Origin of the sequence: Arenimonas sp., from assembly GCF_041913985.1 — a bacterium.
Classification (GTDB): domain Bacteria; phylum Pseudomonadota; class Gammaproteobacteria; order Xanthomonadales; family Xanthomonadaceae; genus Arenimonas.
The window spans coordinates 61,115-84,403 of sequence record NZ_JAYSEG010000005.1 but is presented as its reverse complement, the minus strand read 5'-3'; the positions used below and the strand labels follow the sequence as shown (position 1 = coordinate 84,403).

The 23,289-nt window shown below is 72.8% G+C and carries 22 protein-coding genes and 1 pseudogene; 11 read left to right on the top strand and 12 right to left on the bottom strand.

What is annotated here, in order from left to right:
- Positions 1-19: 19 nt before the first annotated feature.
- The 5 genes from ACE3Q2_RS03005 to ACE3Q2_RS02985 are packed head-to-tail and all read left to right on the top strand — an operon-like array spanning position 20 to position 6,416.
- Positions 20-1,231, top strand: coding sequence for a lytic murein transglycosylase (locus tag ACE3Q2_RS03005; protein WP_231696086.1), 1,212 nt, complete (start codon positions 20-22; stop codon positions 1,229-1,231).
- 37 nt (positions 1,232-1,268) lie between these two features.
- Complete coding sequence (locus tag ACE3Q2_RS03000) at positions 1,269-2,129, top strand: neutral zinc metallopeptidase (RefSeq protein ID WP_231696085.1); 861 nt, start codon at positions 1,269-1,271, stop codon at positions 2,127-2,129.
- 13 nt (positions 2,130-2,142) lie between these two features.
- On the top strand, positions 2,143-2,865 hold the full coding sequence (locus tag ACE3Q2_RS02995; RefSeq protein WP_374472662.1) for an ABC transporter ATP-binding protein: 723 nt from the start codon (positions 2,143-2,145) through the stop codon (positions 2,863-2,865).
- Positions 2,862-5,225: an FtsX-like permease family protein gene (locus ACE3Q2_RS02990; protein WP_231696083.1), complete on the top strand. Its 2,364-nt coding sequence runs from the start codon at positions 2,862-2,864 to the stop codon at positions 5,223-5,225. Before ACE3Q2_RS02995 ends, ACE3Q2_RS02990 begins: the two co-directional genes overlap by 4 nt.
- Positions 5,226-5,228: 3 nt before the next feature.
- Positions 5,229-6,416: an efflux RND transporter periplasmic adaptor subunit gene (locus ACE3Q2_RS02985; protein ID WP_231696082.1), complete on the top strand. Its 1,188-nt coding sequence runs from the start codon at positions 5,229-5,231 to the stop codon at positions 6,414-6,416.
- 4 nt (positions 6,417-6,420) lie between these two features.
- Here the strand turns inward: ACE3Q2_RS02985 and ACE3Q2_RS02980 are convergent, their stop codons facing one another.
- The 6 genes from ACE3Q2_RS02980 to ACE3Q2_RS02955 form a co-directional block, all read right to left on the bottom strand.
- A complete protein-coding gene (locus ACE3Q2_RS02980) occupies positions 6,421-7,296 on the bottom strand; it encodes an acyltransferase (protein ID WP_231696081.1) in 876 nt (291 codons plus the stop codon).
- Between the two features lie 2 nt (positions 7,297-7,298).
- Complete coding sequence (locus tag ACE3Q2_RS02975) at positions 7,299-8,885, bottom strand: POT family MFS transporter (RefSeq protein ID WP_374472658.1); 1,587 nt, start codon at positions 8,883-8,885, stop codon at positions 7,299-7,301.
- Between the two features lie 67 nt (positions 8,886-8,952).
- Positions 8,953-9,528 (bottom strand): DUF922 domain-containing protein, encoded by a 576-nt coding sequence (locus ACE3Q2_RS02970; protein WP_374472652.1) that lies wholly within the window; start codon positions 9,526-9,528, stop codon positions 8,953-8,955.
- Positions 9,529-9,539: 11 nt separating this feature from the next.
- On the bottom strand, positions 9,540-9,905 hold the full coding sequence (locus ACE3Q2_RS02965; RefSeq protein ID WP_231696078.1) for a DUF6164 family protein: 366 nt from the start codon (positions 9,903-9,905) through the stop codon (positions 9,540-9,542).
- A gap of 5 nt (positions 9,906-9,910) precedes the next feature.
- The gene (locus ACE3Q2_RS02960; RefSeq protein WP_231696077.1) at positions 9,911-10,453 is read right to left on the bottom strand and encodes a hypothetical protein; all 543 of its coding nucleotides are present in this window, start codon (positions 10,451-10,453) and stop codon (positions 9,911-9,913) included.
- A gap of 70 nt (positions 10,454-10,523) precedes the next feature.
- On the bottom strand, positions 10,524-11,105 hold the full coding sequence (locus tag ACE3Q2_RS02955; protein WP_231696076.1) for a hypothetical protein: 582 nt from the start codon (positions 11,103-11,105) through the stop codon (positions 10,524-10,526).
- Between the two features lie 136 nt (positions 11,106-11,241).
- Here ACE3Q2_RS02955 and ACE3Q2_RS02950 point away from each other — a divergent pair, with 136 nt between their 5' ends.
- Positions 11,242-12,180 carry a DUF808 domain-containing protein gene (locus ACE3Q2_RS02950; protein ID WP_231696075.1) on the top strand — a complete coding sequence of 313 codons (939 nt, stop codon included), beginning with the start codon at positions 11,242-11,244 and terminating at the stop codon, positions 12,178-12,180.
- A gap of 6 nt (positions 12,181-12,186) precedes the next feature.
- Here ACE3Q2_RS02950 and ACE3Q2_RS02945 read toward each other — a convergent pair whose 3' ends face one another.
- Positions 12,187-14,661, bottom strand: a complete 2,475-nt coding sequence (locus ACE3Q2_RS02945) for an alpha/beta hydrolase family protein (protein ID WP_374472648.1) — start codon at positions 14,659-14,661, stop codon at positions 12,187-12,189.
- Positions 14,658-15,983 (bottom strand): M24 family metallopeptidase, encoded by a 1,326-nt coding sequence (locus ACE3Q2_RS02940; protein ID WP_374472645.1) that lies wholly within the window; start codon positions 15,981-15,983, stop codon positions 14,658-14,660. The genes ACE3Q2_RS02945 and ACE3Q2_RS02940 overlap by 4 nt, the downstream gene beginning before the upstream one ends.
- Positions 15,984-16,106: 123 nt before the next feature.
- Between ACE3Q2_RS02940 and ACE3Q2_RS02935 the strand changes: the two genes are divergently transcribed.
- Complete coding sequence (locus tag ACE3Q2_RS02935; protein WP_374472643.1) at positions 16,107-16,943, top strand: PhzF family phenazine biosynthesis protein; 837 nt, start codon at positions 16,107-16,109, stop codon at positions 16,941-16,943.
- A 3-nt stretch (positions 16,944-16,946) separates the two neighbouring features.
- Here ACE3Q2_RS02935 and ACE3Q2_RS02930 read toward each other — a convergent pair whose 3' ends face one another.
- Together ACE3Q2_RS02930 and ACE3Q2_RS02925 are read right to left on the bottom strand one after the other, a co-directional pair.
- On the bottom strand, positions 16,947-18,149 hold the full coding sequence (locus ACE3Q2_RS02930) for a response regulator (RefSeq protein WP_374472641.1): 1,203 nt from the start codon (positions 18,147-18,149) through the stop codon (positions 16,947-16,949).
- Positions 18,150-18,236: 87 nt separating this feature from the next.
- Positions 18,237-18,824: a hypothetical protein gene (locus tag ACE3Q2_RS02925; RefSeq protein WP_374472639.1), complete on the bottom strand. Its 588-nt coding sequence runs from the start codon at positions 18,822-18,824 to the stop codon at positions 18,237-18,239.
- Positions 18,825-18,909: 85 nt separating this feature from the next.
- Between ACE3Q2_RS02925 and ACE3Q2_RS02920 the strand changes: the two genes are divergently transcribed.
- Positions 18,910-19,998 carry a diguanylate cyclase gene (locus ACE3Q2_RS02920; RefSeq protein WP_374472637.1) on the top strand — a complete coding sequence of 363 codons (1,089 nt, stop codon included), beginning with the start codon at positions 18,910-18,912 and terminating at the stop codon, positions 19,996-19,998.
- Position 19,999: 1 nt separating this feature from the next.
- Here ACE3Q2_RS02920 and ACE3Q2_RS02915 read toward each other — a convergent pair whose 3' ends face one another.
- Positions 20,000-20,848 carry a transporter substrate-binding domain-containing protein gene (locus ACE3Q2_RS02915; RefSeq protein ID WP_374472635.1) on the bottom strand — a complete coding sequence of 283 codons (849 nt, stop codon included), beginning with the start codon at positions 20,846-20,848 and terminating at the stop codon, positions 20,000-20,002.
- Positions 20,839-21,393, bottom strand: a complete 555-nt coding sequence (locus ACE3Q2_RS02910) for a DUF4124 domain-containing protein (RefSeq protein ID WP_374472632.1) — start codon at positions 21,391-21,393, stop codon at positions 20,839-20,841. The genes ACE3Q2_RS02915 and ACE3Q2_RS02910 overlap by 10 nt, the downstream gene beginning before the upstream one ends.
- A gap of 124 nt (positions 21,394-21,517) precedes the next feature.
- Here ACE3Q2_RS02910 and ACE3Q2_RS02905 point away from each other — a divergent pair.
- From ACE3Q2_RS02905 to ACE3Q2_RS02895, 3 genes and pseudogenes are all read left to right on the top strand, one after another.
- Positions 21,518-21,865, top strand: a pseudogene (locus tag ACE3Q2_RS02905) (histone H1-like repetitive region-containing protein); the annotation flags it as partial.
- A gap of 60 nt (positions 21,866-21,925) precedes the next feature.
- Positions 21,926-22,168 carry a hypothetical protein gene (locus ACE3Q2_RS02900; protein ID WP_374472699.1) on the top strand — a complete coding sequence of 81 codons (243 nt, stop codon included), beginning with the start codon at positions 21,926-21,928 and terminating at the stop codon, positions 22,166-22,168.
- Between the two features lie 65 nt (positions 22,169-22,233).
- A complete protein-coding gene (locus ACE3Q2_RS02895; protein WP_231696065.1) occupies positions 22,234-23,262 on the top strand; it encodes a diguanylate cyclase in 1,029 nt (342 codons plus the stop codon).
- Positions 23,263-23,289: the final 27 nt, after the last annotated feature.

Sequence of the window (23,289 nt, the reverse complement as noted above, 5' to 3'; positions counted from 1 at the left end):
TGGTGGCAAAGTGGCGCGCATGGACAGCCCCCGTTTCGCCCTCGCCTTCCTGCTCGCCCTCGCCGCCCTGCCCGCCGCCGCCGGCGACCTGGCACCCTGCCTCGAGGGCCTGCGCCCGCAGGCCCGCGCCGCCGGCATCAGCGACGCCAGCTGGCGCCACCTCGACGGCCTCGACCGCGACCCCAGCGTTCTCGAGGCGTTGGACTACCAGCCCGAATTCCGCACGCCGATCTGGGACTACCTGGCCGGCCTGGTGGACGAGGAGCGCGTCGCCGACGGCCAGGCGCGCCTGCAGGAACACGCCGCCCTGCTCGCCCGCATCGAACGCGAACACGGCGTGGACGCCGCCACTGTGGTCGCGGTCTGGGGCGTGGAGAGCGACTACGGCCGCACCTTCGGCAGCAAGCCGCTGCTGCGCTCGCTGGCCACGCTGTCCTGCGAAGGCCGGCGCCAGCTTTTCTTCCGCGGGGAACTGTTCGCCACGCTCAAGCTCATCGAGTCGGGTGACCTCGGCGCCGAGGGCCTGGCGGGGTCCTGGGCGGGCGCCTTCGGCCACACCCAGTTCATGCCCTCGACCTATGCGCGCATCGCCGTGGACGGCGACGGCGACGGCCGCCGCGACCTGGTGGGCAGCATCCCCGACGCGCTCGCCTCCACCGCGAACTACCTGCGCAAGGCCGGCTGGCGCACCGGCCTGCCCTGGGGCTTCGAAGTGGTGCTGCCCGCGGGGTTCGACGCCTCGGTGAACGGCCGCAATGCGCGCCGGCCGCTGAAGCTGTGGCTCGCCCGCGGCATCACCCGCGCCGACGGCGCGCCGGTGGCGGCCAGCGACACGCCCGCCGCGCTGCTGCTGCCGGCGGGCAAGGACGGCCCGGCCTTCCTGGTGTTTCGCAACTACGACGCGATCTACTCGTACAACGCGGCGGAAAGTTACGCCATCGCCATCGCCCACCTGTCCGACCGGCTGCGCGGCGGCGGCGGGTTCCAGCACGCCTGGCCAACCGACGACCCGGGTCTGTCGCGCGCCGAACGGCGCGAACTGCAGGGCCTGCTGCTAGGTCGCGGCCACGCCATCGGCGCGGTGGACGGCATGATCGGCGCGCGCTCGCGCGAAGCCATCGCCGCCGAACAGGAACGCCTCGCGCTCCCGGTGGACGGCCGCGCCAGCCAGCGCATCCTCGCCGCGCTGCGCGGGCCCTCCGGCGCCCCCTCGCAGCCCCCGGCGGAATAGGCAACAATCATCGGACATCCCCCACGGAGGTCGTCCGATGAAATGGCGCAGCGCCCGTCGCAGCAGCAACGTCGAGGACCGCCGGGGCATGGGCCCCGGGGGCGGTGGCATGAAGCTCGGCCTGGGCGGCATCGCCGCGGTCGTGGTCATCGGCCTGCTCCTGGGCAAGAGCCCGATGGAAATGCTCGGGCTGGTCGCGCAGGTGCAGCAACAGGCACCCGCCGGCCCGCAGGCGCCGCCGGCGCAGGCCAACGACGAGGCCTCGCAGTTCATCGCCAGCATCCTGGGCGAAACCGAAGACGTCTGGGGCGCGGTGTTCGAAGCCAACGGCACGCAGTACACGCCGGCGCGGCTGGTGCTGTTCAGCGGCCAGGTGCAGTCGGCCTGCGGCGGCGCGACGGCCGCGGTGGGCCCGTTCTATTGCCCCGGCGACCAGCAGGTCTACATCGACCTGAGTTTCTTCGAACAGATGCAGGCGCGCCTGGGCGGCGGCGGTGATTTCGCCGAGGCCTACGTGATCGCGCACGAGGTGGGCCACCACGTGCAGACGCTGACCGGCGTGTCGGCGCGGGTGAACGAGATCCGCCGCCGCGGCGGCAACGTGGAAGGCGCCGACGGCCCGCTGGTGCGCCAGGAGCTGCAGGCCGACTGCTACGCCGGCCTGTGGGCGCACCACGCCCAGAAGCGCCACGCCTGGCTGGAGCCGGGCGACCTGGAAGAGGCGCTCAACACCGCCACCGCCATCGGCGACGACACCCTGCAGCGCCAGGGCCAGGGCCAGGTGGTGCCGGATTCGTTCACCCACGGCAGCGCCGAACAGCGCGTGCGCTGGTTCCGCACCGGCTTCGAGACCGGCGACGTGCGCCGCTGCGACACCTTCGCCGCCGGCGCGCCCTGACCGACCCCGGGCCATGGCCGGCGCCGCCGACGCCACCCCGGTATTCCGCGCCCGGGGCCTGACCAAGACCTACCGCATGGGCGAGGTCGAGGTGCCGGCGCTGCGCGGCATCGACCTCGACCTGTGGCCCGGTGAATTCGTGGTGCTGCTCGGCGCCTCGGGCAGCGGCAAGTCCACCCTGCTCAACATCCTGGGCGGGCTCGACGCCGCCACTTCCGGCGAAGTGAGCTGCCAGGGCCACCCGCTCACCGGCGCCGGCGAGGCCGCGCTCACGCGCTTCCGGCGCGAGCACGTGGGCTTCGTGTTCCAGTTCTACAACCTCATCCCCAGCCTCACCGCGCGCGAGAACGTGGCCCTGGTCACCGAGATCGCCCAGGACCCGATGCGGCCCGAGGACGCGCTGGCCATGGTGGGCCTGCAGTCGCGCATGGACCACTTCCCTTCCCAGCTTTCGGGCGGCGAGCAGCAGCGCGTGGCCATCGCCCGCGCCATCGCCAAGCGGCCGGCGGTGATGCTGTGCGACGAACCCACCGGCGCGCTCGACTCGCAGACCGGCATCGCCGTGCTCGAGGCGCTGGCGCGCACGCACCGCGAAACCGGCGCGCTCACGGTCATCATCACCCACAACGCGGTGATCGCCCGCATGGCCGACCGCGTCATCCAGCTCAGCGACGGGCGCATCGCCGGCGAACAGCGCAACGCCACGCGCGCGGAACCCTCGGAGCTGAGCTGGTGAAGGCGCTGGACCGCAAGCTGCTGCGCGACCTGCGCCAGCTGCGCGGCCAGACCGTCGCCATCGCCCTGGTGCTGGTGGCCGGCATCGCCACGCTGGTGATGTCGCTCACCGCCTACCGCGCGCTGCACGACACCCGCGCGCAGTTCTACGGCGAATACCGCTTCGCCGAGGTGTTCGCGCGCGTGGTGCGGGCGCCCTGGCCGCTGCTCGAAGACCTGCGCCGGCTGCCCGGCGTGCAGCGCGCCGAAGGCCGGGTGGTGGCGGGCGTGAACCTGGAGGTGGCCGGCTTCGACGACGCGGTGAACGGACTGGTGGTGTCGCTGCCCGATGCCCGGCAGGGCGGCCTGAACCAGCTCTTCCTGCGCGAGGGCCGCCTGCCCGACCCGCTGCGCGCGAACGAGGTGGTGCTGGGCGAAGCCTTCGCCCAGGCGCACGGCCTGCACCCGGGCGACCGCTTCGCGGCCATCCTCAACGGCCGGCGGCAGATGCTGGAAATCGCCGGCATCGGCCTCTCGCCCGAATTCGTCTACCAGATCCGCCCCGGCGACGCCTTCCCCGACCACCTGCGCTACGGCGTGGTGTGGATGCAGCGCGAGCCGCTGGCCGCCGCCTTCGACCTCGACGGCGCCTTCAACGACCTGGTGCTGGTGCTCGAGCACGGCGCGCTCGAGGCCGACGTCATCGCCCGCGTGGACGCGCTGCTGGCGCCCTACGGCGGCCTGGGCGCGCACGGCCGCGAGCTGCAGACCTCGCACCGCTTCCTGGACGAAGAGCTGGGCCAGCTGCAGGTGATGGTGCGGCTGTTCTCCTCGGTGTTCCTGGGCGTGGCGGCCTTCCTGCTCAACATCGTCATCGGCCGGCTGGTGAACACCCAGCGCGAGCAGATCGCGGTGCTCAAGGCCTTCGGCTACAGCCGCTTCGAAGTGGGCCGCCACTACGCCGCGCTGGTGGGGCTGATGGTGTTCGCGGGCTTGCCGCCGGGCGTGCTGGCCGGCGCCTGGCTGGGCCGCAGCATGGCCGACCTGTACGCGGAGTTCTTCCGCTTCCCCTACCTCGACTGGAACCTCGACCCGGGCGTGCTCGCGCTGGCCACGGGCTTCGCGCTGGCGGTGGCGGTGCTGGGCACGGCCACCGGCCTGTACCGCGCCTTCGCGCTGTCGCCGGCCGAGGGCATGCGCCCGGAGTCGCCGCCGCCCTACCGCCGCAGCCTGCTCGAGCGCCTGGGCCTCTACCGCTGGCTCGACCCCGCCGCGCGCATGGTGCTGCGCACGCTGGCGCGCCGGCCGCTGCGCACGGCGCTGAGCGTGCTCGGCATCGGCCTGGCCTGCGGCATCCTGGTGATGTCGCGCTTCCAGGACGCGGCCATCAACGAAATGATCGAAGTGCAGCTGGGCTTCGCGCAGCGCGACGACCTGGCGGTCACCTTCATCGAAACGCGCCCCGCGCGCGCGGCGCTGGAACTGCGATCGCTGCCCGGCGTCGCCGCGGTGGAACCCTTCCGGCAGGCGCCGGTGGTGCTGCGCCACGGCCACCGCAGCCACCGCCTGGCCCTGCTGGGCCTGACCCGCGAAGGCGACCTCAAGCGCCTGCTCGGTCCGTCCCTGGCGCCGCTGCCGCTGCCGGAGGACGGCCTGGTCATCACCGATTACCTCGCGGGAATGCTGGCGGTGAAGCCCGGCGACACGCTCGAGGTGGAGTTCCTGGACGGCCGGCGCGAAACGGTGCCGCTCACCGTGCGCGCGCTGAGCTACGAATACCTCGGCGTCGGCGCCTACCTCGAGCTCGGCGCGCTGCAGCGCCTGCGCGGCGAGCAGTCCAGCCTTTCCGGCGCCTGGCTGCGGCTCGAACCGGGCGCACGGGCAACCGTGGTCAAGGCCCTGCGCGAACGCCCCGGCGTGGCCGCCGCCAGCGACCGCGCCGCCATGATCGAAGGCTTCCGCAGCACCATGGCCGAAGTGATCGTCATCTTCATGTTCGTCGCCACCGCGATGGCCGCGGCCATCGCGGTGGGCGTGGTCTACAACAGCGCGCGCATCTCGCTGTCGGAACGCAGCCGCGAACTGGCCAGCCTGCGCGTGCTCGGCTACACCCGGGCCGAAGTGCGCGGGCTGATGCTGGGCGAATTGTTCACGCTGGCCGGCCTGGCCCTGCTGCCGGGCTTCGCGCTGGGCTACGGCCTGTGCGCGCTGCTGGTGCTGGGCTTCGAATCCGAGCTCTACCGCATCCCGCTGGCGGTGTCCCCGGCCGGCCTGGGCACGGCCGGGCTGGTGGTGCTGGCCGCCACCGCCGGTTCGGCCCTGCTGGTGCGCCGGCGACTGGACCGGCTGGACCTGATTGCGGTACTCAAGACCAAGGACTGACCCATGACCCGCGCCCGCCTGCTCCGCTACAGCGCCTCCGCCGCCGCCGTCCTGGCACTGGCCTGGCTGGCGCTGCGCCCGACGCCGGTGCCGGTGGACACGGTGCTGGCCGACACCGGCGAGGTGGTGGACAGCGTCGAGGCCGAGGGCCGCACGCGCCTGCTCGACCGCTACCTGATCACCGCACCCATTGCCGCCCAGGCCCGCCGCCAGTTGCTGGAGGTGGGCGATGCGGTGGCCGTGGACCAGGTGCTGGTGGTGCTCGACCCCCTGCCCGCGCCGGCGCTCGACCCGCGCGCGCGCGCCGAAGCCACCGCCACCGCCGAGGCGGCCGACAGCCAGCTGCGTGGCGCCGGCGAAGACCTGGCCGCCGCCGAGGCCGCGGCCGCGCAGGCCGCCAGCGAACTGGCGCGGCTGGAATCCCTGGGCCAACGCGACCTGGTCGCGCGCGAAGCGGTGGAGCGCGCCCGCACCCTGCAGCAGCGCGCCGCGCGCGAGGCCGCCAGCGCCCGCTTCCGCCAGGCCACCGCCCGCCACCAGCTGGAAGCCGCGCGCGCCGCCCTGGCCCTGGGCAGCCGCGCCCGCAGCGACGAACCCGCGCTCGAGCTCACCGCGCCCGTGGCCGGCGTCGTGCTGCGCCGCTACCACGAGAGCAGCCGCCCGGTGCAGGCCGGCGAACCGCTGCTGGAAATCGGCGACCCGGCGGCGATGGAGATCGAGGTGGACGTGCTTTCCGCCGACGCCGTGCGCCTGCGCGACGGCATGCCGGTGCAGCTGTTCCGCTGGGGCGAGGACGCCCCGCTCGACGGCCGCGTGCGCCGGGTGGAACCCGCCGGCTTCACCAAGGTCTCGGCGCTGGGCGTCGAGGAGCAGCGGGTCTGGGTGATCGTGGAGATCACCAGCGACCGCGAACGCTGGCTGCGCCTGGGCGATGCCTACCGCGTCAACGCCCGCTTCGAACTGGCCCGCCGCGAAGGCGTGGTGCGCGTGCCCACCAGCGCGCTGTTCCGCGAGGGCGAAGCCTGGGCCGTGTTCCGGGTGGTCGACGACGAGGCCGTGCTCACGCCGGTCACGCTCGGCCTGCGCGGTGGCGCCTGGGCGGAAATAAGCGAAGGCCTCGCGGCCGGCGACCGCGTGGTGGTGCACCCCGACCGAGCCCTGGCCGACGGCCGCGCGGTGCGCCTGCGCTGAAGCCTCAGCCGGCGGTCTCGTTCCAGCCGGCCAGGCGTTCGTCCTTCTCGTTCCAGAGCGCGTTCATCCAGGTCTGGAAGCGCTTGCGGAACTCGCGGTCGCCCTCGTAGTCGGCGCCGGCGAAACCCTCGGGGATCGGCCGCTGCTGCACGTGCACGCGCACCGTGCGCACGCGGTTGGCGAACAGGTCGGCCAGCGTGGGCGAGGCCGGCTCGTAGTGCAGCGTCACGTCCAGCACCGCGTCCAGGGATTCGCCCATGGCGCCCAGCACGAAGGCGGCGCCGCCGGCCTTGGGCCGCAGCAGGTGGCGGTAGGCGCCGCCCTGCCCCGCGTGCTTGGCCGGCGTGAAGCGCGTGCCCTCGACGAAGTTCATCACCGACACCGGGATGTGCCGGAACTTTTCGCAGGCCTTGCGCGTGGCGGCCAGGTCCTTGCCCGCCAGCTCGGGCCGCTTCGCCAGCTGGCTCTTGGTGTGCCGGCGCATGAAGGGGAAATCCAGCGCCCACCAGCACAGGCCCAGCACCGGCACCCAGATCAGCGTGTGCTTGAGGAAGAAGCGCAGCAGCGGGATGCGCCGGTTGAACACCTTCTGCAGCACCGGGATGTCCACCCAGCTGCGGTGGTTGGCCAGCACCAGGTAGCGGCCGTCGGGGCGCAGCGCGTCCAGCCCCTGCACCTCGAAGCGGGTGCGGGTGAAGCGGTCGATGAGCGCGCTGTTCACCGCGATCCAGCTCTCGGCGATGGCCGGCAGCAGGCGGTCGAGCGCGCGGCGCACCGCCGGCACCGGCAGCAGCACCTTCAGCAGCGCGGCCAGCAGCAGCGCGCCGCCCTGCAGGCCCGTGTTGCCCAGCACCAGCACGGCGGCGAGGAAAGCGCGCATGTTCAGGCGGCCCGGTAGTGGTCCACCAGCTTGTAGCGCGTGGCGTACAGGCCGAACACCGCCGCCGCCACCAGCGCGAAGCCGGCGAAGAAGAACATCAGGAAGGCCGTCTCGCTCAGGCCGCTGTTGGTGATCCAGCCGCTGACCAGTTCGTTGCGCAGGGCGGCATTGGTCATCAGCACCCACAGGTTGCCGAAGGTCACCGACAGCAGCCAGAAGCTCATGATGGTGCCCTTCATGGACGGCGGCGACTGGCTGTAGGCGAACTCCAGGCCCGTGGCCGAGACCAGCACCTCGCCGAAGGTGAGCAGCGCGTACGGCAGGATCTGCCAGGCGATGGAGGCCGGATGGCCGCCGTCGAGGTAGAGCTGGATGGCGCCCGCCACCACCCAGGCCAGGCCCGAGACGGCGATGCCGAAGCCCATGCGCCGCAGCGCGGTGGGCTCGAAGCCCAGGCGCCGCAGCGCCGGGTACAGCACCAGGTTGTTGAACGGGATCAGCAGCATCACCAGCAGCGGGTTCAGCGCCTGCATCTGCGCCGGCTGCTGCACCAGCCAGCTCGGCCACCACCACTGGTCGTGCGGCATGGCCATGGCGCCGCCCTGCAGCACCCAGGTGGAGGCCTTCTGGTCGAACAGCGACCAGAACGGCGTCACCAGCGCGAACACGATGAGGATGCGCAGCACCGCGCGCACGCCTTCCACCGCCTCGTCGGGGTGGGCGCCGCGGGCGCGCTCGAGCTCCAGGCCGGTGCCGATGCCGCCGAACAGCAGGAACAGGCCCAGCGCCAGGCAGGCGGCGATGACGAAGCCCATCTGCGGGATCAGGGCCAGCGAACCCAGCGCCGCCAGCAGGCCGAAGCCCGCCACCAGGCGGCCGGCCACCGCGCCTGGCGCCATCAGCGCGGTGCGCGCCACGTTCAGGAAGGAATGCGGGTTCGGCGACGACGGCGGCACGTGCACGTACTTCTTCCGGCCCATCCAGAAGACCACCGTGGCGATGCCCATCAGGATGCCCGGGATGCCGAAGGCCCAGGCCGGGCCCCAGGCCGCCAGGATGCGCGGCATCAGCAGCGAGGCGAAGAAGGAGCCGAAGTTGATGGTCCAGTAGAAGGCGTCGTAGACCAGCTTGGCCTTGTGCTTGTTGGTCTGGTCGAACTGGTCGCCCACGAAGGCCGAGACCAGGGGCTTGATGCCGCCTGAGCCGAGCGCGATGAGGAACAGGCCGGCGTAGAAGCCCTGCCGGTTGTCCTCGAAGATCGCGAGGAAGGCGTGGCCGATGCAGTACACCACCGACAGCCACAGCACCGTGCGGTACTTGCCGAAGAAGCGGTCCGACAGCCAGCCGCCCAGCAGCGGGAAGAAATACACGCCGATGACGAAGGTGTGGAACACGTCCTTGGCGATGCCGGCGCGGTCGGCCAGCGGGTAGGACAGCAGCAGGCTGGTGACCAGGAACGGCGTGAGGATGTTGCGCATGCCGTAGAAGCTGAAGCGCTCGCAGGCCTCGTTGCCGATGATGTAGGGCACCTGCGGCGGCATGGGCGCGTCGCGGCCGGCGTTCGGCGCGGCGGGGCTGGCAGTGGTCATCCGGGGCTTCCGTGCGGGGCTTGGCCTGCCATTCTGCACGGCCCGGCCGCCCCGCCCAAGCCCGCGCCTAGAGCCGCGCGCCCTGGGCGATGCCGTGGTTGGTGCGGCGCTCGTAGGCGCCGTCGCGGATCGAATGGCGCAGCCGGGCGCGGAAGAAGGCCTTCTGCGCCTCGCGCGCCAGGCCCTGGCAGTCCAGCGTTTCCGGCAGCGCGCGCAGGTCGGCGAGCAGGCGGCGGGCGGCGTCCACGGCGATGTCGCGGTGGCCCTCCTCGTGGCGCGTCAGGGCGTCGAGCATGGGCTCCCAGCGCGCGGCCAGCGCCTTGGGCCGGCCGCCCTTGGGCTCCCAGCGCGGCAGGTGGATGGTGACGTCGAGCGCCACCTCGAGGCCCTTGAAGCGGCAGCCGGCGGGCGTGGGCTCGAATTCGTAGCGCGAGGAGAGGTGCTGCACGGTGCGCCCGACGCCATCGCCGCCCAGGCCCTTGCCGGCGAGCGCGGCGTCGAGCTGGCGCTTGAGCGTGTCGACGCTGCGGCCGTCCACGCGGTAGTACTCGCGGCGTTCGGTGTAGGCGAACCCCGGGTCGTCCGCCGGGGGCGGCGCGGCGGCGGCCGCGACGGACAGCAGGGCGGTGGCGAGGCCGCGCACTCCCCGCATGCTCAGCGCCCGAACAGCAGGAAGGGCAGCGTGGCCACCGCCAGCATCAGCACGATGCCCAGCACCGTGGCCAGCGCCCGCAGCGGGTGCTCGCGGAAGGCCGCCCAGGCGCCAGGCGCGCGGCCCTCGGCCTCGGCCTGCACGCGTTCGGCGCGGAAACGCTCGGCGCGCGCCGACTGGTAGGCGGCCAGGTGCCGGCGCGCGTCGTCGGCGTCCTCGTCCTGCACCAGCCAGATGCCGCCGGCCGACACGCCCCACAGGCTAGGGCGCGTCTCGTAGTACTCGATGCGGCGTTCCTCGAGCAGCACGCGCACTTCCTCGGCCTCGTCCTCGGGCACGTCGCGCAGGTTGAGCAGCAGCACCGGCATGCGCCCTACTCCGCCGTGGCCGGCGCGCGCTCGCCGCGCAGGAAGCCGGCCAGGCCGCCCAGCTGCAGCGCCTGCACCCCGTCCACCACCGGCGCGAACTTCGACAGGTCGTCGGGCGTGTAGCCGCCCACGCGGTACCAGAGCGTAATGCGCGTGCCGCCGTTCTCCAGCGGCGCCAGCCGGAATTCCAGCGCACCGTGCAGGCCCATGCCCTGCAGCGGGCCGAGGCCGCCGGTCATCCGCAGGGTGCGGCCCGGGTCGACGAAGGTGACCACCATGTGGCGGGCCTGCTGGTCGCCGTGGATTTCGCAGAAACAGCCGCCGGCGCGGGGCTCGATGGACAGGTGGGCGGCGTCGCCCCACCAGGTGTGGTCGGCGGGCCACCAGCGGCCGACGTCGTGCACCAGGGCTTTCCAGGTGTCGGCCGGCGCGGTGGGTACGTCTTCGGTGTTTTCGAGCGTGAAGCCCGAGGGGCTGCTGTCCTTCACCGCGGCGGACGCGGGCAGGGCCAGCGCGAGCGCGAGCGAGGCGGTGGCGATGGGGCGCATGGTCGCCGTCTCCGTGCGGGATGGCCCCATTAAGCCGGCGACGCGCCGCGCTGGCAAGCCGCGGCGGGATTCAGCGCGCGGCACGCAGCTCGGCCAGCCGCGCCTGCTGCGCCGGTCCGACGGCGTGTTCGGTGAGGTAACGCTTGCCTTCCGGCGTTTCCAGCGCCACCGGCAGCACCCTTGCCTGCACCGGCACCTCGGCCGCCGGCGCGCGCAGCGCCCAGTCGGTGTCGGGTTCGGGCGAGAGGCGCGCGGTGGCTTCGTCGCCGGGCGCCATCACGCCGCTCACCGGGAAATGGAACTCCTGGCCCCACCAGGGCGCGGTTTCGCCCTCGCGGGTGAACTCGGCGCGCACCGACAGGCGCGCCACCGTGAGTTTCGTGCCGTTGGCCAGGACGAGCTCCACCGACGGCGCCGGCTGGCCCGTGCGGGGATCGGGCGCGTACGCATAGGTGGCGCGGATGATGTCGAAGCCGCGCACGGCCTCGCGGTCGGCGGCCACCTGGGCCTCGGTGGCCTCGAGTGCCGCGCGCTCCGCGGCCAGCGCCTGCGCCTCGGCGGCGCCTGCCCCCGGCTCCGGGCCGTCGCCTCGTCCGCAGCCGCCCAGGCCGAGCAGGGGAAGGAGCAGCAGGGTCGGCAGCAGTCGGCGCATCGTCGGGACTCCGGGGGTGGTTGCCGCGAGTCTAAGGGCGCGCGGCGCCCGGCCCCGCACCGCCCGGCGGCCATCCCCTCCCCTTCGGCGGCCCGCGGATGCCAGAATCCCGGGCCACACCGCACCGGATTCGCCCATGGCCTCCAGCCTGCTCGCCCTCATCGACGACATCGCCACCCTGCTCGACGACGTGTCGGTGATGACCAAGGTCGCCACCAAGAAAACCGCCGGCGTGCTCGGCGACGACCTGGCGCTCAACGCCCAGCAGGTGACCGGCGTGAACCCCGAGCGCGAACTGCCCGTGGTCTGGGCCGTGGCCAGGGGTTCGCTGGTGAACAAGGCCATCCTGGTGCCGGCGGCGCTGGCGATCAGCGCGCTGGAGCTGTGGCTGCACTCGCGCGGCTGGGGCGTGCCGCTGATCACGCCGCTGATGATCCTGGGCGGCGCCTTCCTGTGCTTCGAGGGCGTGGAGAAGCTGGCGCACAAGTTCCTGCACGGCAAGGCCGGCGCCGAGGCCGAACACGCCGAGCTGGTGCGCGCCGTGGCCGACGAAAGCGTGGACCTGGTGCAGCACGAGAAGGACAAGATCAGGGGCGCCGTGCGCACCGACTTCATCCTCTCGGCCGAGATCATCGTGATCACGCTCGGCACCGTGGCGACCCAGGCGTTCACCCGCCAGGTGGGCGTGCTGGTGGCGATCGCGCTGGTGATGACCGTGGGCGTCTACGGCCTGGTGGCGGGCATCGTGAAGCTCGACGACGCGGGCCTGGCCCTGAGCCGCAGACCGGGCGCCGTGGGCGCGCTGGGCCGCGGCATCCTGGTCAGCGCGCCGTGGCTGATGAAATTCCTCTCGGTGGCCGGCACCGCCGCCATGTTCCTGGTGGGCGGCGGCATCCTCACCCACAACATCCCGGCCCTGCACCACCTGGTGGCGGCCATCACGCCGGCGGGCGGCCTGGGCACGCTGGTGTCCATGCTGGCCGACGCCGTGGTCGGCATCGCACTCGGCATCGTGGTGGTGGCCCTGGTCACCGCCTGGGGCAAGCTGCGCGGCAAGGGCGCCGCCGCGCACTGAGCCCGCTCAGGGCGCCGTGGCCGGCGGCGCCCCGCCCAGGTGTTCGCGCAGGAAGCCGGCCACGCCCTGCCACACCTTCACCGGCGTGCCCTCGCGGTCAAGCGAGTGGCCGTCCTTCTCCAGGTGCAGCAGCACCGGCGGCCGCCCGGCCATGCCGAGCATGCGCACCAGCCGGCGCGTGTGCTCGTAGTCCACGCGGATGTCCTCGCCGCCGTGCACCAGCATCAGGGGCACCTTGAGCTCCTGGTAGCGGAACAGCGGCGACGTCTCGCGCATCAGGTCCGGCTGGGTGCGCGGGTCGCCGACCAGCTTCTCCATCAGCGGGCGCAGCTCGGCGTTGCGGCCGGCGTCGCTGGCGGTGAAGAACAGGCTGCGGTCGCTCACGCCCGACATCGACACCACGCAGCGGAAGCGCCCGGGCCAGCGGATGGCCGACATCAGGCCCGAATAGCCGCCGTAGCTGGCGCCCACCATGCACATGCGCGCCGGGTCGAGCGGGAACCGCGCCAGCGCCGCCTCGATGGCGGCGTCGATGTCGTCCTCGATGCCGGTGCCCAGGCTGCGGTGGCCGGCCTCCTCGAAGGCCTTGCCGTAGCCCTCCGAGCCGCGGAAGTTCACCTGCAGCACCGCGTAGCCCAGCGAGGCCAGGAACTGCACCTCGGGGTTGAAGTGGCGGCGGTCGGCCACGCCGATCGGGCCGCCGTGCGGCATCACCACCAGCGGCCGCTTGCCTTCGCCCTTGGGCAGGGTGAGGAAGGCCTCGAGCTCCAGGCCGTCACGGCTGCGCACCTTCATCACCTGCGCCGGCGTGAAGCGCATTTCCGACAGCCACGGCGCCGCCTCCTCCACCAGGCTGGCCTGGCCCTTGTCCACGTCCAGGTGGTAGATCTGCGGCGGCTGGTCGGCGCCGTCCACCCACAGCAGCAGGCGCCTGCCGTCGCGGCTGCGCCCCAGCGTGGCCACGGTGCGGTCGCGGAAAGTGCGCGCCAGCGCTTCGGCGATCTTGCGGCGGCCGTCGTCGAAATACTCGGTGACCAGCTGGCCGCCTTCGTAATAATTCACGCCCACCGGCTGGTGGCCGGCGCCGAACACGGGGCCGACGATGTCCACGCCGGGCTTGCTGAACAGCGTGCGCGTGATGCGCTTGGCCACCGGGTCGAATTCCACCAGGTCGCGCTGCGCGCGCCCTTCCTCCGAGGTGCCGTAGATCAGCCGGCCGTCGCCGGAGACCAGCATGGGCTGGAAGGCCTCGGGGCCGTCCAGCACCATCACGTCCTCGAAGCGGCCCTCGCCGCCGTACACCAGCACCAGCGTGTCGTCACGCTGCACCAGGGCCGCGCGGATGGCGCCGCGGGCATCGGTGAACCAGCCGTAGTCGTCCTCGAGCCCGGCGTTGATGCGCTCGCGCATCGGGAACTTGAACTCCTTCAGGGCACGGGCGTCGCGGAAATCGAGCCGGTGCACCATCGGCTCGCCCCGGCTGCCCCGGCTGGCGAAGAGCAGGTGCCCCGGTTCGTGCTCGAGCACGTCCACCAGCTGGCCGGTGCGCGGCACCTGGTAGGAAACGAACTCGCCGTTGTCCTGGCGCCGGAACAGGAAATACGCCGGTGGCATCCCGGGAAGGATGCGCACCTGGGCGCCGAACGTGCGCTCGTCGAGCCAGGCCAGGTCGCTTATCGGGCCGCGGCTGGTCGCCAGCCGGCGCACTTCGCCGCCGGCCAGGTCGTACAGTTCCACGGACCAGATCGCCACCGGCTCGGGCGTCTCGCCTTCCGGGGTGTCTTCCGTGGCGACGCCGGGGGACTCGATGCGCAGCACGCCGGCCACGGTATTGCCGTCGGGACCCAGCGTGATCGACTCGAGCTGCGGCTGGCGCCAGAGCGTTTCCACCGCCATGGGCAGTTTGCCCGGTGCCGGCGCCGGGCGCGTGCGGTCGCGCTCCGGGCCGGCGCCGGCCTTGCCGCGCTCGGCGGCGTAGAAGGCCGGGAACGGATCCGGGTAATGCCCGGAGTACTCGAAGCGGTAACGCGCCGCGATGGCCGGGTGCTCCTTCTCAAGCCAGTCGAGCGCGGCCAGGCCGCGGTTGGCCACGTGGAAGCGCATGTCGCGGTAGATCAGGTCGCCGGCGTAGGTCACTTCGCCGGGGCGCGATTCGAACTGGAACTCCGGCTCCTCGCGCATCACCCACTTCACCCAGCCCACGTGCAGGCTGTCCCAGCGGTACTTGCCGGCGGGCATCACGTACAGGCCCCAGCTGCGGCCGGCCTGGATGTCCTTCAGGCGGTCGCCGGTGAAGAGGCTGGTGGTGCTCTTGACGCTCAGGTAGCGCACGTCGTCGCTGGTGTCGAGCGCCACGAGCACGAAGCCCTCGTCCGGGCGGAGCTCGGGTACTTCGCCAGGCTCCACCTTGAAGTCGCGCGCCAGCGCCGGCGCGGCCGCCAGCAGGCCCAGCAGCAGCCACGCCGCGAGCGCCGCCCTCATCGGACGACGTGCCATTCGGTCTGGCGGCCCGCCGGGTACGTGAGTTTCTCCCCGTCGAAATAACCGCCCTGCTCCAGCTTCACCTGCACCCAGGTGTCGCCCCAGTCTTCCACCGGCGCACGCACGTTGCCTTCGATGGCGTAGGCGGTGCGCGGATGCAGCGGCCATTCACCGCCGGGCGTGCCGCCGTCCTGGTCGTCCCACATGCCGATGGTGGGGCCGGCGGCGTGGCCGAAGAAGCCCAGCGGATGGCTGTAGGTGCTCGAGGGAATGCCCTCGGCTTCGGCCGCCGCGCGGGTGGCGGCCAGGATGGCGTCGCCGCTGCGGCCGGCCACGAAGTTGCCGGTGAGCAGGTCCTGCCAGCGGTTGCCGGTGGCCAGCGCGGCCTTCAGCGAGGCCGGCACGTCGGTTTCGCCTTCGCGCAGCACGTAGCCCATTTCCTGAGTGTCCGTGCAGAGCTTGAGGTAGCAGAAGCCCACGTCGGTGTGCAGCACGTCGCCGCGTTCGATCAGGCCTTCGCTGCCGCAGAAGGTGCTGTCGCGCCCGCACTCGTCGCCGGCGCGCTGGCGGTTCACGTCGGGATGGAACCACACCGGCAGGCCCATGGCTTCGAAGCGGTTGCGGATGTACCAGGACACGTCGTCGGTGGTGGTCTTGCCGGGCGTGATCACCTGGTTCGAGAAGGCCTCGGCCACCACGGCGCGCGCCACGGCCATGGCCTGGGCGTGGTGCGGCAGTTCGTCGGCGGTGCGGGTTTCCGTCCAGCGCACCACCAGGTCTTCGGCCGACACCAGTCGCTGCGCGTAACCGTCGGGCAGCACGGCCAGCAGGCGCTCGCGCAGGCCCTGGCTCAGGCCGTCGGCGATGGCCCAGTCGCGCGAGGTGTTCACGCCGATGCGTTTCGGGTCGCGTTCGGCGATCAGCTTGCCCAGTGCCTGCCATTGCTCGTCCAGGTCGCCGCCGGCCCAGGCCGCGGAATACGGCGCGCCCAGCGGGTAACGGTTCACCGCCAGCCGCTCCACCGTGCCGTCGGGCTTGCGATGGAACACCAGCAGCGTGGTGCGGCGCGCGGCGAAGCTGGGCTGCGGCACCAGGGTGAAGTACACCGGGTCCTCGGCGTATTCGCGCGAGAGCACCAGCCACATGTCGAGCTTCGTTTCCGCCATCAGCGCCGGCAGCAGGGTTTCCAGCCGCGACTCGAGGATGCGGTTTTCCACGGCGGGCCGTTCGCGCGGCGCCAGCAGCGTGGGCATGGCCGGGGTGGCGGCGGCCAGGGCGGGCGCCAGCAGCAGCGCCGGGAGCATCAGGGGAATTCGGGACATCGGGGCGCCTGCGCGTGGAGGTTGCCCCGAGCATACCGATCCGGGCCACACTGTTGCAGCGCCCGGGGCTGCGGCGGCGGGCGCGTGGCCGCAGAATGCCGCCTTTCCCCCTGGTATCCCCCCGTGCCCACCATCCAACGCATCTCCGCCTTTTCCGACGGCAACGTCGGCGGCAACCCGGCCGGCGTGGTCATCGCCGAGGAACTGCCCGACGCCGCGACCATGCAGCGCATCGCCGCCGACGTCGGCTATTCCGAAACCGCCTTCGCCGCGCCCGATGCCGACGGCTGGCGCGTACGCTATTTCTCGCCGCTGGCCGAGGTGCCCTTCTGCGGCCACGCCACCGTGGCGCTGGGCGCGGCCCTGGCGAAGTCCAAGGGCGACGGCGTGTTCCCGCTGCAGACCAACCATGCCCGCATCAGCGTGCAGGGCTGGCGCGACGGCGACCAGCTGCGCGCCGCGCTGCAGTCGCCGCCCACCCGCAGCGAACCGGCCTCGCCCGGGCTGCTGGCCAGCGCGCTGGAACTGTTCGGGCTCACGCCGGGTGACCTGGACCCGCGGCTGCCGCCGGCCCGCATCCACGCCGGCGCCGACCACCTGCTGCTGGCCCTGCGCGACCCGGCGAAACTTTCCGCGATGGCCTACGACCTCGAGGCCGGCCGCCTGCTGATGGAAGACGCGGCCCTGCTCACCATCGCCCTGGTGGTGGCGGAAACGCCGCGCCGCTTCCACGCCCGCAACGCCTTCGCGGTGGGCGGCGTGTTCGAGGACCCGGCCACCGGCGCCGCGGCCGCCGCGCTCGGCGGCTACCTGCGCGACCTGGGCTGGCCCCACGGCGGCGCGGTGGAGATCGTGCAGGGCGTGGACATGGGCCTGCCTTCGCGCCTGCACGTGGAGATCGGCCCGGAACCGGGCGCGTCCATCCGCGTCAGCGGCGCCACCCGGCCGCTGGCGGGCTGAAGGCTACTTCTGCAGGAACTGGATCAGCTGGGCGCGCTGGTTCGGGCCCAGCAGCCGCAGCAGCGGCAGCAGCCGGCCGATGACGGCGGGCAGCTTGGGCAGCGCTTCCTGGGCGCGGCCCTCGCGCAGCAGCTCGAGCACCGCGTCCACCGACACGGGCGCCGCCGCGGGCGCAGGTGACGGCGCAGGCGCGGCCACGGCGGCCGGCGGTTCCGGCGCGGGTGCAGGTGCAAGTGTTGGTGCCGGGGCCGGTTCGGGCACCGGTGCAGGTGCCGCGGCGGGCATCGCCGCCTCCTGCACCGGCAGCACCGGTACGCCGGCTTCGCGCGCCACGTCCAGCCGCGCCTGGCAGGCGTCGAGCGCCTCCTGCGGCCCCATCGCCGAATCCATCAGCGGGCTGAGCACGGCGGCATGCAGCTTCACCGCCACCGGTTCGCCCTCGAACACCGGCGGGTTCGCCAGCACCTCGGCCTGCAGGCGTTCGACCATGGCGACGATGCCGGCCTCCTGCCCGCCCGGCAGCGACAGCGCGAAACCGCCCAGGCCGAAACGCGCCGCGGTGTCTTCCTTGCGGATGCGGCCGCGCAGCTGGCGCGCCAACTGCAGCACCAGGGCCTCGGCCAGGTCGCGGCCGTAGTACAGGAAGAAGCGGCGGAAATCCTCCACCTCCAGCCGCACCAGGCACAGCGGCTGCTGGTGCCGGCGGGCGTAGGCGATGTCCTGCTGCAGGCGTTCCAGGAAGCCGGCCTTGTTTGCCAGGCCGGTGAGCGCGTCCACCGCCACCTGCGACTGCAGCTGGCGCGTGACGCGCTGGTAGTTGGCGTGGGCGCGGGCGCGCGCCACCAGGTCGGAGGTGGTGAAGGGCTTGGTGATGAAGTCGGTGGCGCCCTGGTCGAGCGCCTTCATGCGCGCGGCCTCGTCGTTCTCGGCGCCGGTGACCACGATCACAGGCAGGCCCTGCACGCCCGGGTCGTCGGCGCCGCGGATGGTGCGCAGCAGCTCGTAGCCGTCCATGCGCGGCATGTTGAGGTCGGTGAAGACCACCTGGATGCCCGGGTCCTGCTGGATCTGCGCCCAGGCATCGACGCCGTCGTCGCCGGTGACGACGTCGAATTCCTCGCCAAGCATCTTGTGGGCGGCCTTGCGCATCAGCTTGGAATCATCCACCACCAGGACGCGCGCCCTGGCGCCGCTTTCACCGGTCATCGGACCCCCTGCCCGCAACGTACCCGGCCCACGTTACCCCAAGCCGCGGCGGTCGCCCAAGAGCGCGGTCACAGTTCCGGGCCCGGCTCAGGATCCGGCGGAGAAACGCAGTTCGCCGGTGATGGCCGGCGCGTCGGCCGGCCGGAACAGGTCGTCGCCGCGCACTTCGAAGGCCACCACGTAATCGCCGTCCTCGCGCCGCACGCGGATGCTGCCGCTGCCGCTGGGCAGCATGCGGCGGCCGCGCCGGGCGTCGGTTTCCTCGGCCAGCACCACCTCGCCTACCCCCGCCTGGCCCACGGCACCCGGTGCGCCGAGCGGCATGGCGCGGTAGTCGCCGTCGAGCGAGCCCTGGCCCGCCGGCACCTGCAGCACCACGCGGGCGTAGAGCGAATTGTCGTCGTTGGCCAGTTCGATGCTGTGCGCCACCACGCCCTCGCCGGCGCGGGCGCGGCTGCGGCGGATGCCGGGCGTGCTGAAGCGGAACTCGTGCCCGTCCACCACGAAGCGGGCCTGGTTGCCGGCCGCCGGCGCTTCGTCGGCCAGCGGCGCCACGACCGGCGCCGGCGTGCCCGCCGCCTGCGCGACCCAGGCGTCGCCGCAGCCCGCCAGGGGCGACAGCAGCAGGGCGAACAGCAGGGGCAGGCGCGGGCTCATCTGTCCTTGGATACGCATGCCCTTCTGCCGGGCGGCCACCTGCGAAGGCTGGCGGGCGGGCCCGGCCGGGCTATCATCGGGCCATACCCCACCGGATATGCCGATGGCCGCGCCATCCCACCCGCAGGCGGAGCACTCCGCCCGCCTGAGCGACCTGCACCTGCTGCCGCGGCGCGTGTACCGCTTCCGCGTGCTGGGCATGGGGCTGGCCGCGCTCCCGGTGGCGCTGGTGCTGCGCGAGCTCGACGCGCCGCTGGCGAGCTGGGCCTGGCTGCTGGCCTCGTGTTTCGCCTGGCCGCACCTGGCCTGGTGGCTGGCGCGGCGCAGCGCCGACCCCTTCCAGGCCGAACTGCGCAACCTGATGGTCGACTCGATGGTCGCAGGGCTGTGGGCGCCGCTGCTGCACTTCAACGCCCTGCCCTCGGTGCTGCTGATGTCGGTGGCCACGGCCGACAAGATCAACACCGGCATCCGCGGGCTGTGGCTGCGTTCGCTGCCGGGCATGCTGCTGGCGGTGCTGGCGGGCGGCCTGCTCACCGGCTTCGCGTTCGCGCCGGCCACCTCCATGCCGGTGCTGCTGGCCTGCCTGCCGATCATGGTGATCCACACGCTGGCGGTGAGCCTCAACAGCTTCATGCTGGTGCGGCGCGTGCAGCTGCAGAACCGGCAGCTCGACGAACTGAGCCGCGTCGACGTGCTCACCGGCCTCGACAGCCGGCGCCACTGGCAGGACCAGGCCGGGCGCCTGCTGCAGTGCCGGCACGCCACCGGCCTGCCGGCCACGCTGGCGCTGGTGGACCTGGACTGGTTCAAGGACATCAACGACCAGCACGGCCACGCCGTGGGCGACGACGTGCTGCGTGGCATCGCCGCGCTGGTGCGCCGTGCGGCCGGGCCCGAGGCCCACGCCGGCCGCCTGGGCGGCGACGAGTTCGCCATCGCGCTGCCGGCCACGCAGGCCGAGGCCGAGGCCATGGCCGAGCGGCTGCGCGCCTCGGTGGAAGCCTTCTCGCTGCCGCAGGCGCCGGGCCTGCGCTGTTCGGTGAGCATCGGCCTGGCGCAGGCGCGCGACCACGACCTGGGCCTGCGCGAGTGGATCGAGTCGGCCGACAAGGCGCTCTACCGCGCCAAGCACGGCGGCCGCAACCGCACCGCCAGCCAGGCCGCCGGGACCTCGGCCCAGCCGGTCTGATTCAGTCGCGCCCGGCGCCGCCACGTCGCAGCACGAAGCCCAGCGCGCCCAGCAGCACCAGCGCCACCGGCACCATGGGCAGCCACACGGGCAGCGGCTCGCTCTTTTCCCGGGCCGCCGCCGGCTGCAGCCAGCGCTGCTGCAGCCGCGCCAGCTCGCCGCTGGCCTCGAGGGCCGCGAGCCCCGCGTCCAGTTCCGCCACCAGTTCCGGGCGCGCCGGGTTCACCCCGAAGGCGTAGTTGCGCTCCAGCCACGGCGGGCCGACCGGCTGCACCTCGTCCAGTCCGCCCCGGGCGATGGCGCGCTCGGCGATGTCGGAGGGCAGCAGCGCGTAGTCGGCATTGCCGGCGGCCACGGCGGCCAGCGCCGCGGCTTCGTCGTTCATCGGCCGCAGCACGGCGTTGGCTTCCCGGCTGATCAGCCATTCCCAGGCCATGCCGCCGAACTGCACGGCCACGCGGCGCCCGGCCAGCTGGTCGGGCGTGCCCACCTGCTGGCCGCGCCGCCCGTAGAGCACGTGGTGGCGGCGCAGGAAGGGCCGGCTGAAGCGGAAGCGCTGGGCGCGGTCTTCGGAAATGAACATGGGCACGGCATCCACTTCGCCGTGCTCGAGGCGGTCGAGCATGCGGCCCCACTCGCCGAACTCGAAGCGGGGCGACAGCCCGCGCTCGCGGGCGATAGCCTGCATGACGGCCACGTCGAGGCCCTGCGGCGTGCCGTCCTCGGCCAGGTAGTGGAAGGGGCGGTAGTTCGGGTCGCCGCCCACGCGCAGCGACTGCGGCGCGGCGGCCTGCGCCGGCAGGCAGGCCAGTGCCAGCAGCAGGACGGCGAACCAGAGCCTCAGCGGCATACCTGGCGCGCGCCTTCCATCATGGTGCCGTTCGGGCACAGGCGGCGCAGCTCGGCCTGCAGGGAGCGCACCCGGTCGCCGGCGGCCAGGCGCCGCTCCTGCCACTCGTGCTCGAGCATCTTTCGTTCGGCCTCGGCTTCCGGGGCCTGTTCGCGGCCCTTCTGGGCGGCGTTGAGCGCCCGCACCGCCTCGCGGTAGTCCCGCATCACGCCGCGCTGCGCGGCCTGGGCCGAATTGATCTCGTGGTAGAGCTGGCCGACGCGGTCGAGCGGGCTGCCGTCGTCCTCGGGGAGCGGCGGCTTGGGCGCGGTGCGGCCGCGCGGGCGCGGCGCTTCTTCGGCGCCGACCGGGGCCGGGGCCTGCCTGGTGCCCGCGGCGGGCGCCGGGGCGTCCTCGATGTGCGGTTTCTGGTCCTTCTGGCCCGGGCAGGGATTGTCCTGGTAGCGGGTTTCGCCGTTGATGTCGCACTTGTAGACGGCGGCGTGCGCCGCGGGCGACAGCAGCAGCGCCATGGCGAGGGCGGGAACCAGGGGCGTTCGGCGCATCGGGTCGTTCCGGATCGGGGGGCTTTTGATCATAGGCCAGGACGGCGCCCCGGCAAGGGGGATATTGCATTGCAGCAAGGTCTAGACTCGGGCCATCCGGTTCCCGCCCGCCCAGGAGGATGTCATGGCCACCGCCGCCAGCAAGCCCCGCCGCAAGGCCGCCGCGAAGAAGTCCACGCCGAAAAAGGCCGTGGCGCGCAAGACGGCCGCGAAGAAGACCGCCAGCAGGAAAGTCGCGGCGAAGAAGAAACCCGTCGCGAAGAAGTCGGTCGCACGGAAGTCGGTTGCGAAGAAATCCGTCGCGAAAAAATCCGTCGCGAAGAAGTCTGTGGCGAAGAAGTCTGCCGCAAGGAAGTCCGTGTCCAAGAAATCCGTGGCGAAGAAATCGGTCGCCAGGAAGTCCGTCGCGAAGAAATCGGTGGCAAGGAAGTCCGCCGCGAGCAAGCCGGCCGTGAAGAAGGCCGCGGCCAGCAAGACCGCCGCGAAGAAATCCGTCATCAGGAAGGCCGCCCCGCCGAAGCCCACCGCGGCCATGGCGCCGCCGCCACAGGCCAGGCCGGCGCCGGTGGTCGGCGCGCCGCCGTTCCTGGGCACGCCGCCCGCGCCGGCCGAGCCCCCCCACGCCTCGCCGCTCGACGGCGCCAAGGGCCCGCAGCAGGTGCGTTCGAGCAAGGCGCACGTGCCGCTGCAGCGCGAACTGCCGGGGCCGCACGACTCGCAGGTGCGGCTCAACGACCACCAGCAGCGCTACATCCACCGCAAGCTGCCGCGCTGAACCGCGCCGGGCGGACGCATCCAACCGGGCGGCAGGCCGCCCGGTAGTTGTGGTTTGATGGGGCGATGTCCGCCCGCCCGCGCGTCCTGCCCCGACTGACCTACCGCTTCCGCGTGCTCGGCATGGGCCTGGCCGCGCTGCCGCTGGCCGTGGTGCTGCACGACCTCGACGCCGGCTGGCCGGCCTGGGCCTGGGTGGCGGCCACCTGCTTCGCCTGGCCGCACCTGGCCTACTGGCTGGCGGTGCGCAGCCGCGACCCTTACGCGGCCGAGGCCCGCAACTTCGTCATCGACTCGGTGTTCGCCGGCAGCTGGCTGCCGCTGATGCACTTCAACCTGCTGCCCAGCGCGGTGCTGCTCACCGTGGTCACGGCCGACAAGGTGAACTCGGGCGTGCCGCGCCTGTGGCTCAAGGCGCTGCCCGGCACGCTGCTGGCGATGCTGGCCGTGGGCCTGGCCACCGGCTTCGCGGTGGACTACCCCAGCCGCACCGCGGTGGTGCTGGCCTGCCTGCCCATCCTGGTGATCCACACGCTGGCCGTCAGCGCCAACCTCTACCGCCTGATGCGGCGCGTGCAGCAGCAGAACCAGCAGCTGGAGGAACTGGCGCGGCGTGATTCACTCACCGGGCTCGACAGCCGCGGCCACTGGCAGTCGCAGGCCCGCCGCCAGCTGGAACGCCGAGGGTCCGATGCACCGCCGCTGACGCTGGTGTTGATCGACATCGACCATTTCAAGGACATCAACGACCACTTCGGCCACGCCGCCGGCGACGACGTGCTGCGCACGCTGGCCGCCCTGGTGCGCGACACCCTGCCCCCGGGCCAGGTGGCCGGCCGCCTGGGCGGCGACGAGTTCGCCGTGCTGCTGCCGCTCGGCCAGGCCGGCGCCAAATGCGAGGCAGAGCGCCTGCGCGAGGCGGTGCAAGCGGCGGTGTTGGAAGGGCAGCCGGGCCTGAAGTTTTCAATCAGCCTGGGGCTGGCGGAAGCGCCCGCCGGCGGCGAACTGCGCGACTGGATGGAAGCCGCTGACCAGGCGCTCTATCGCGCCAAACATGGCGGCCGCAACCGCACCGAGGGCCGGGTGATGGACTAGGATGGAGGCCTTCACGCCGCTCCGGAG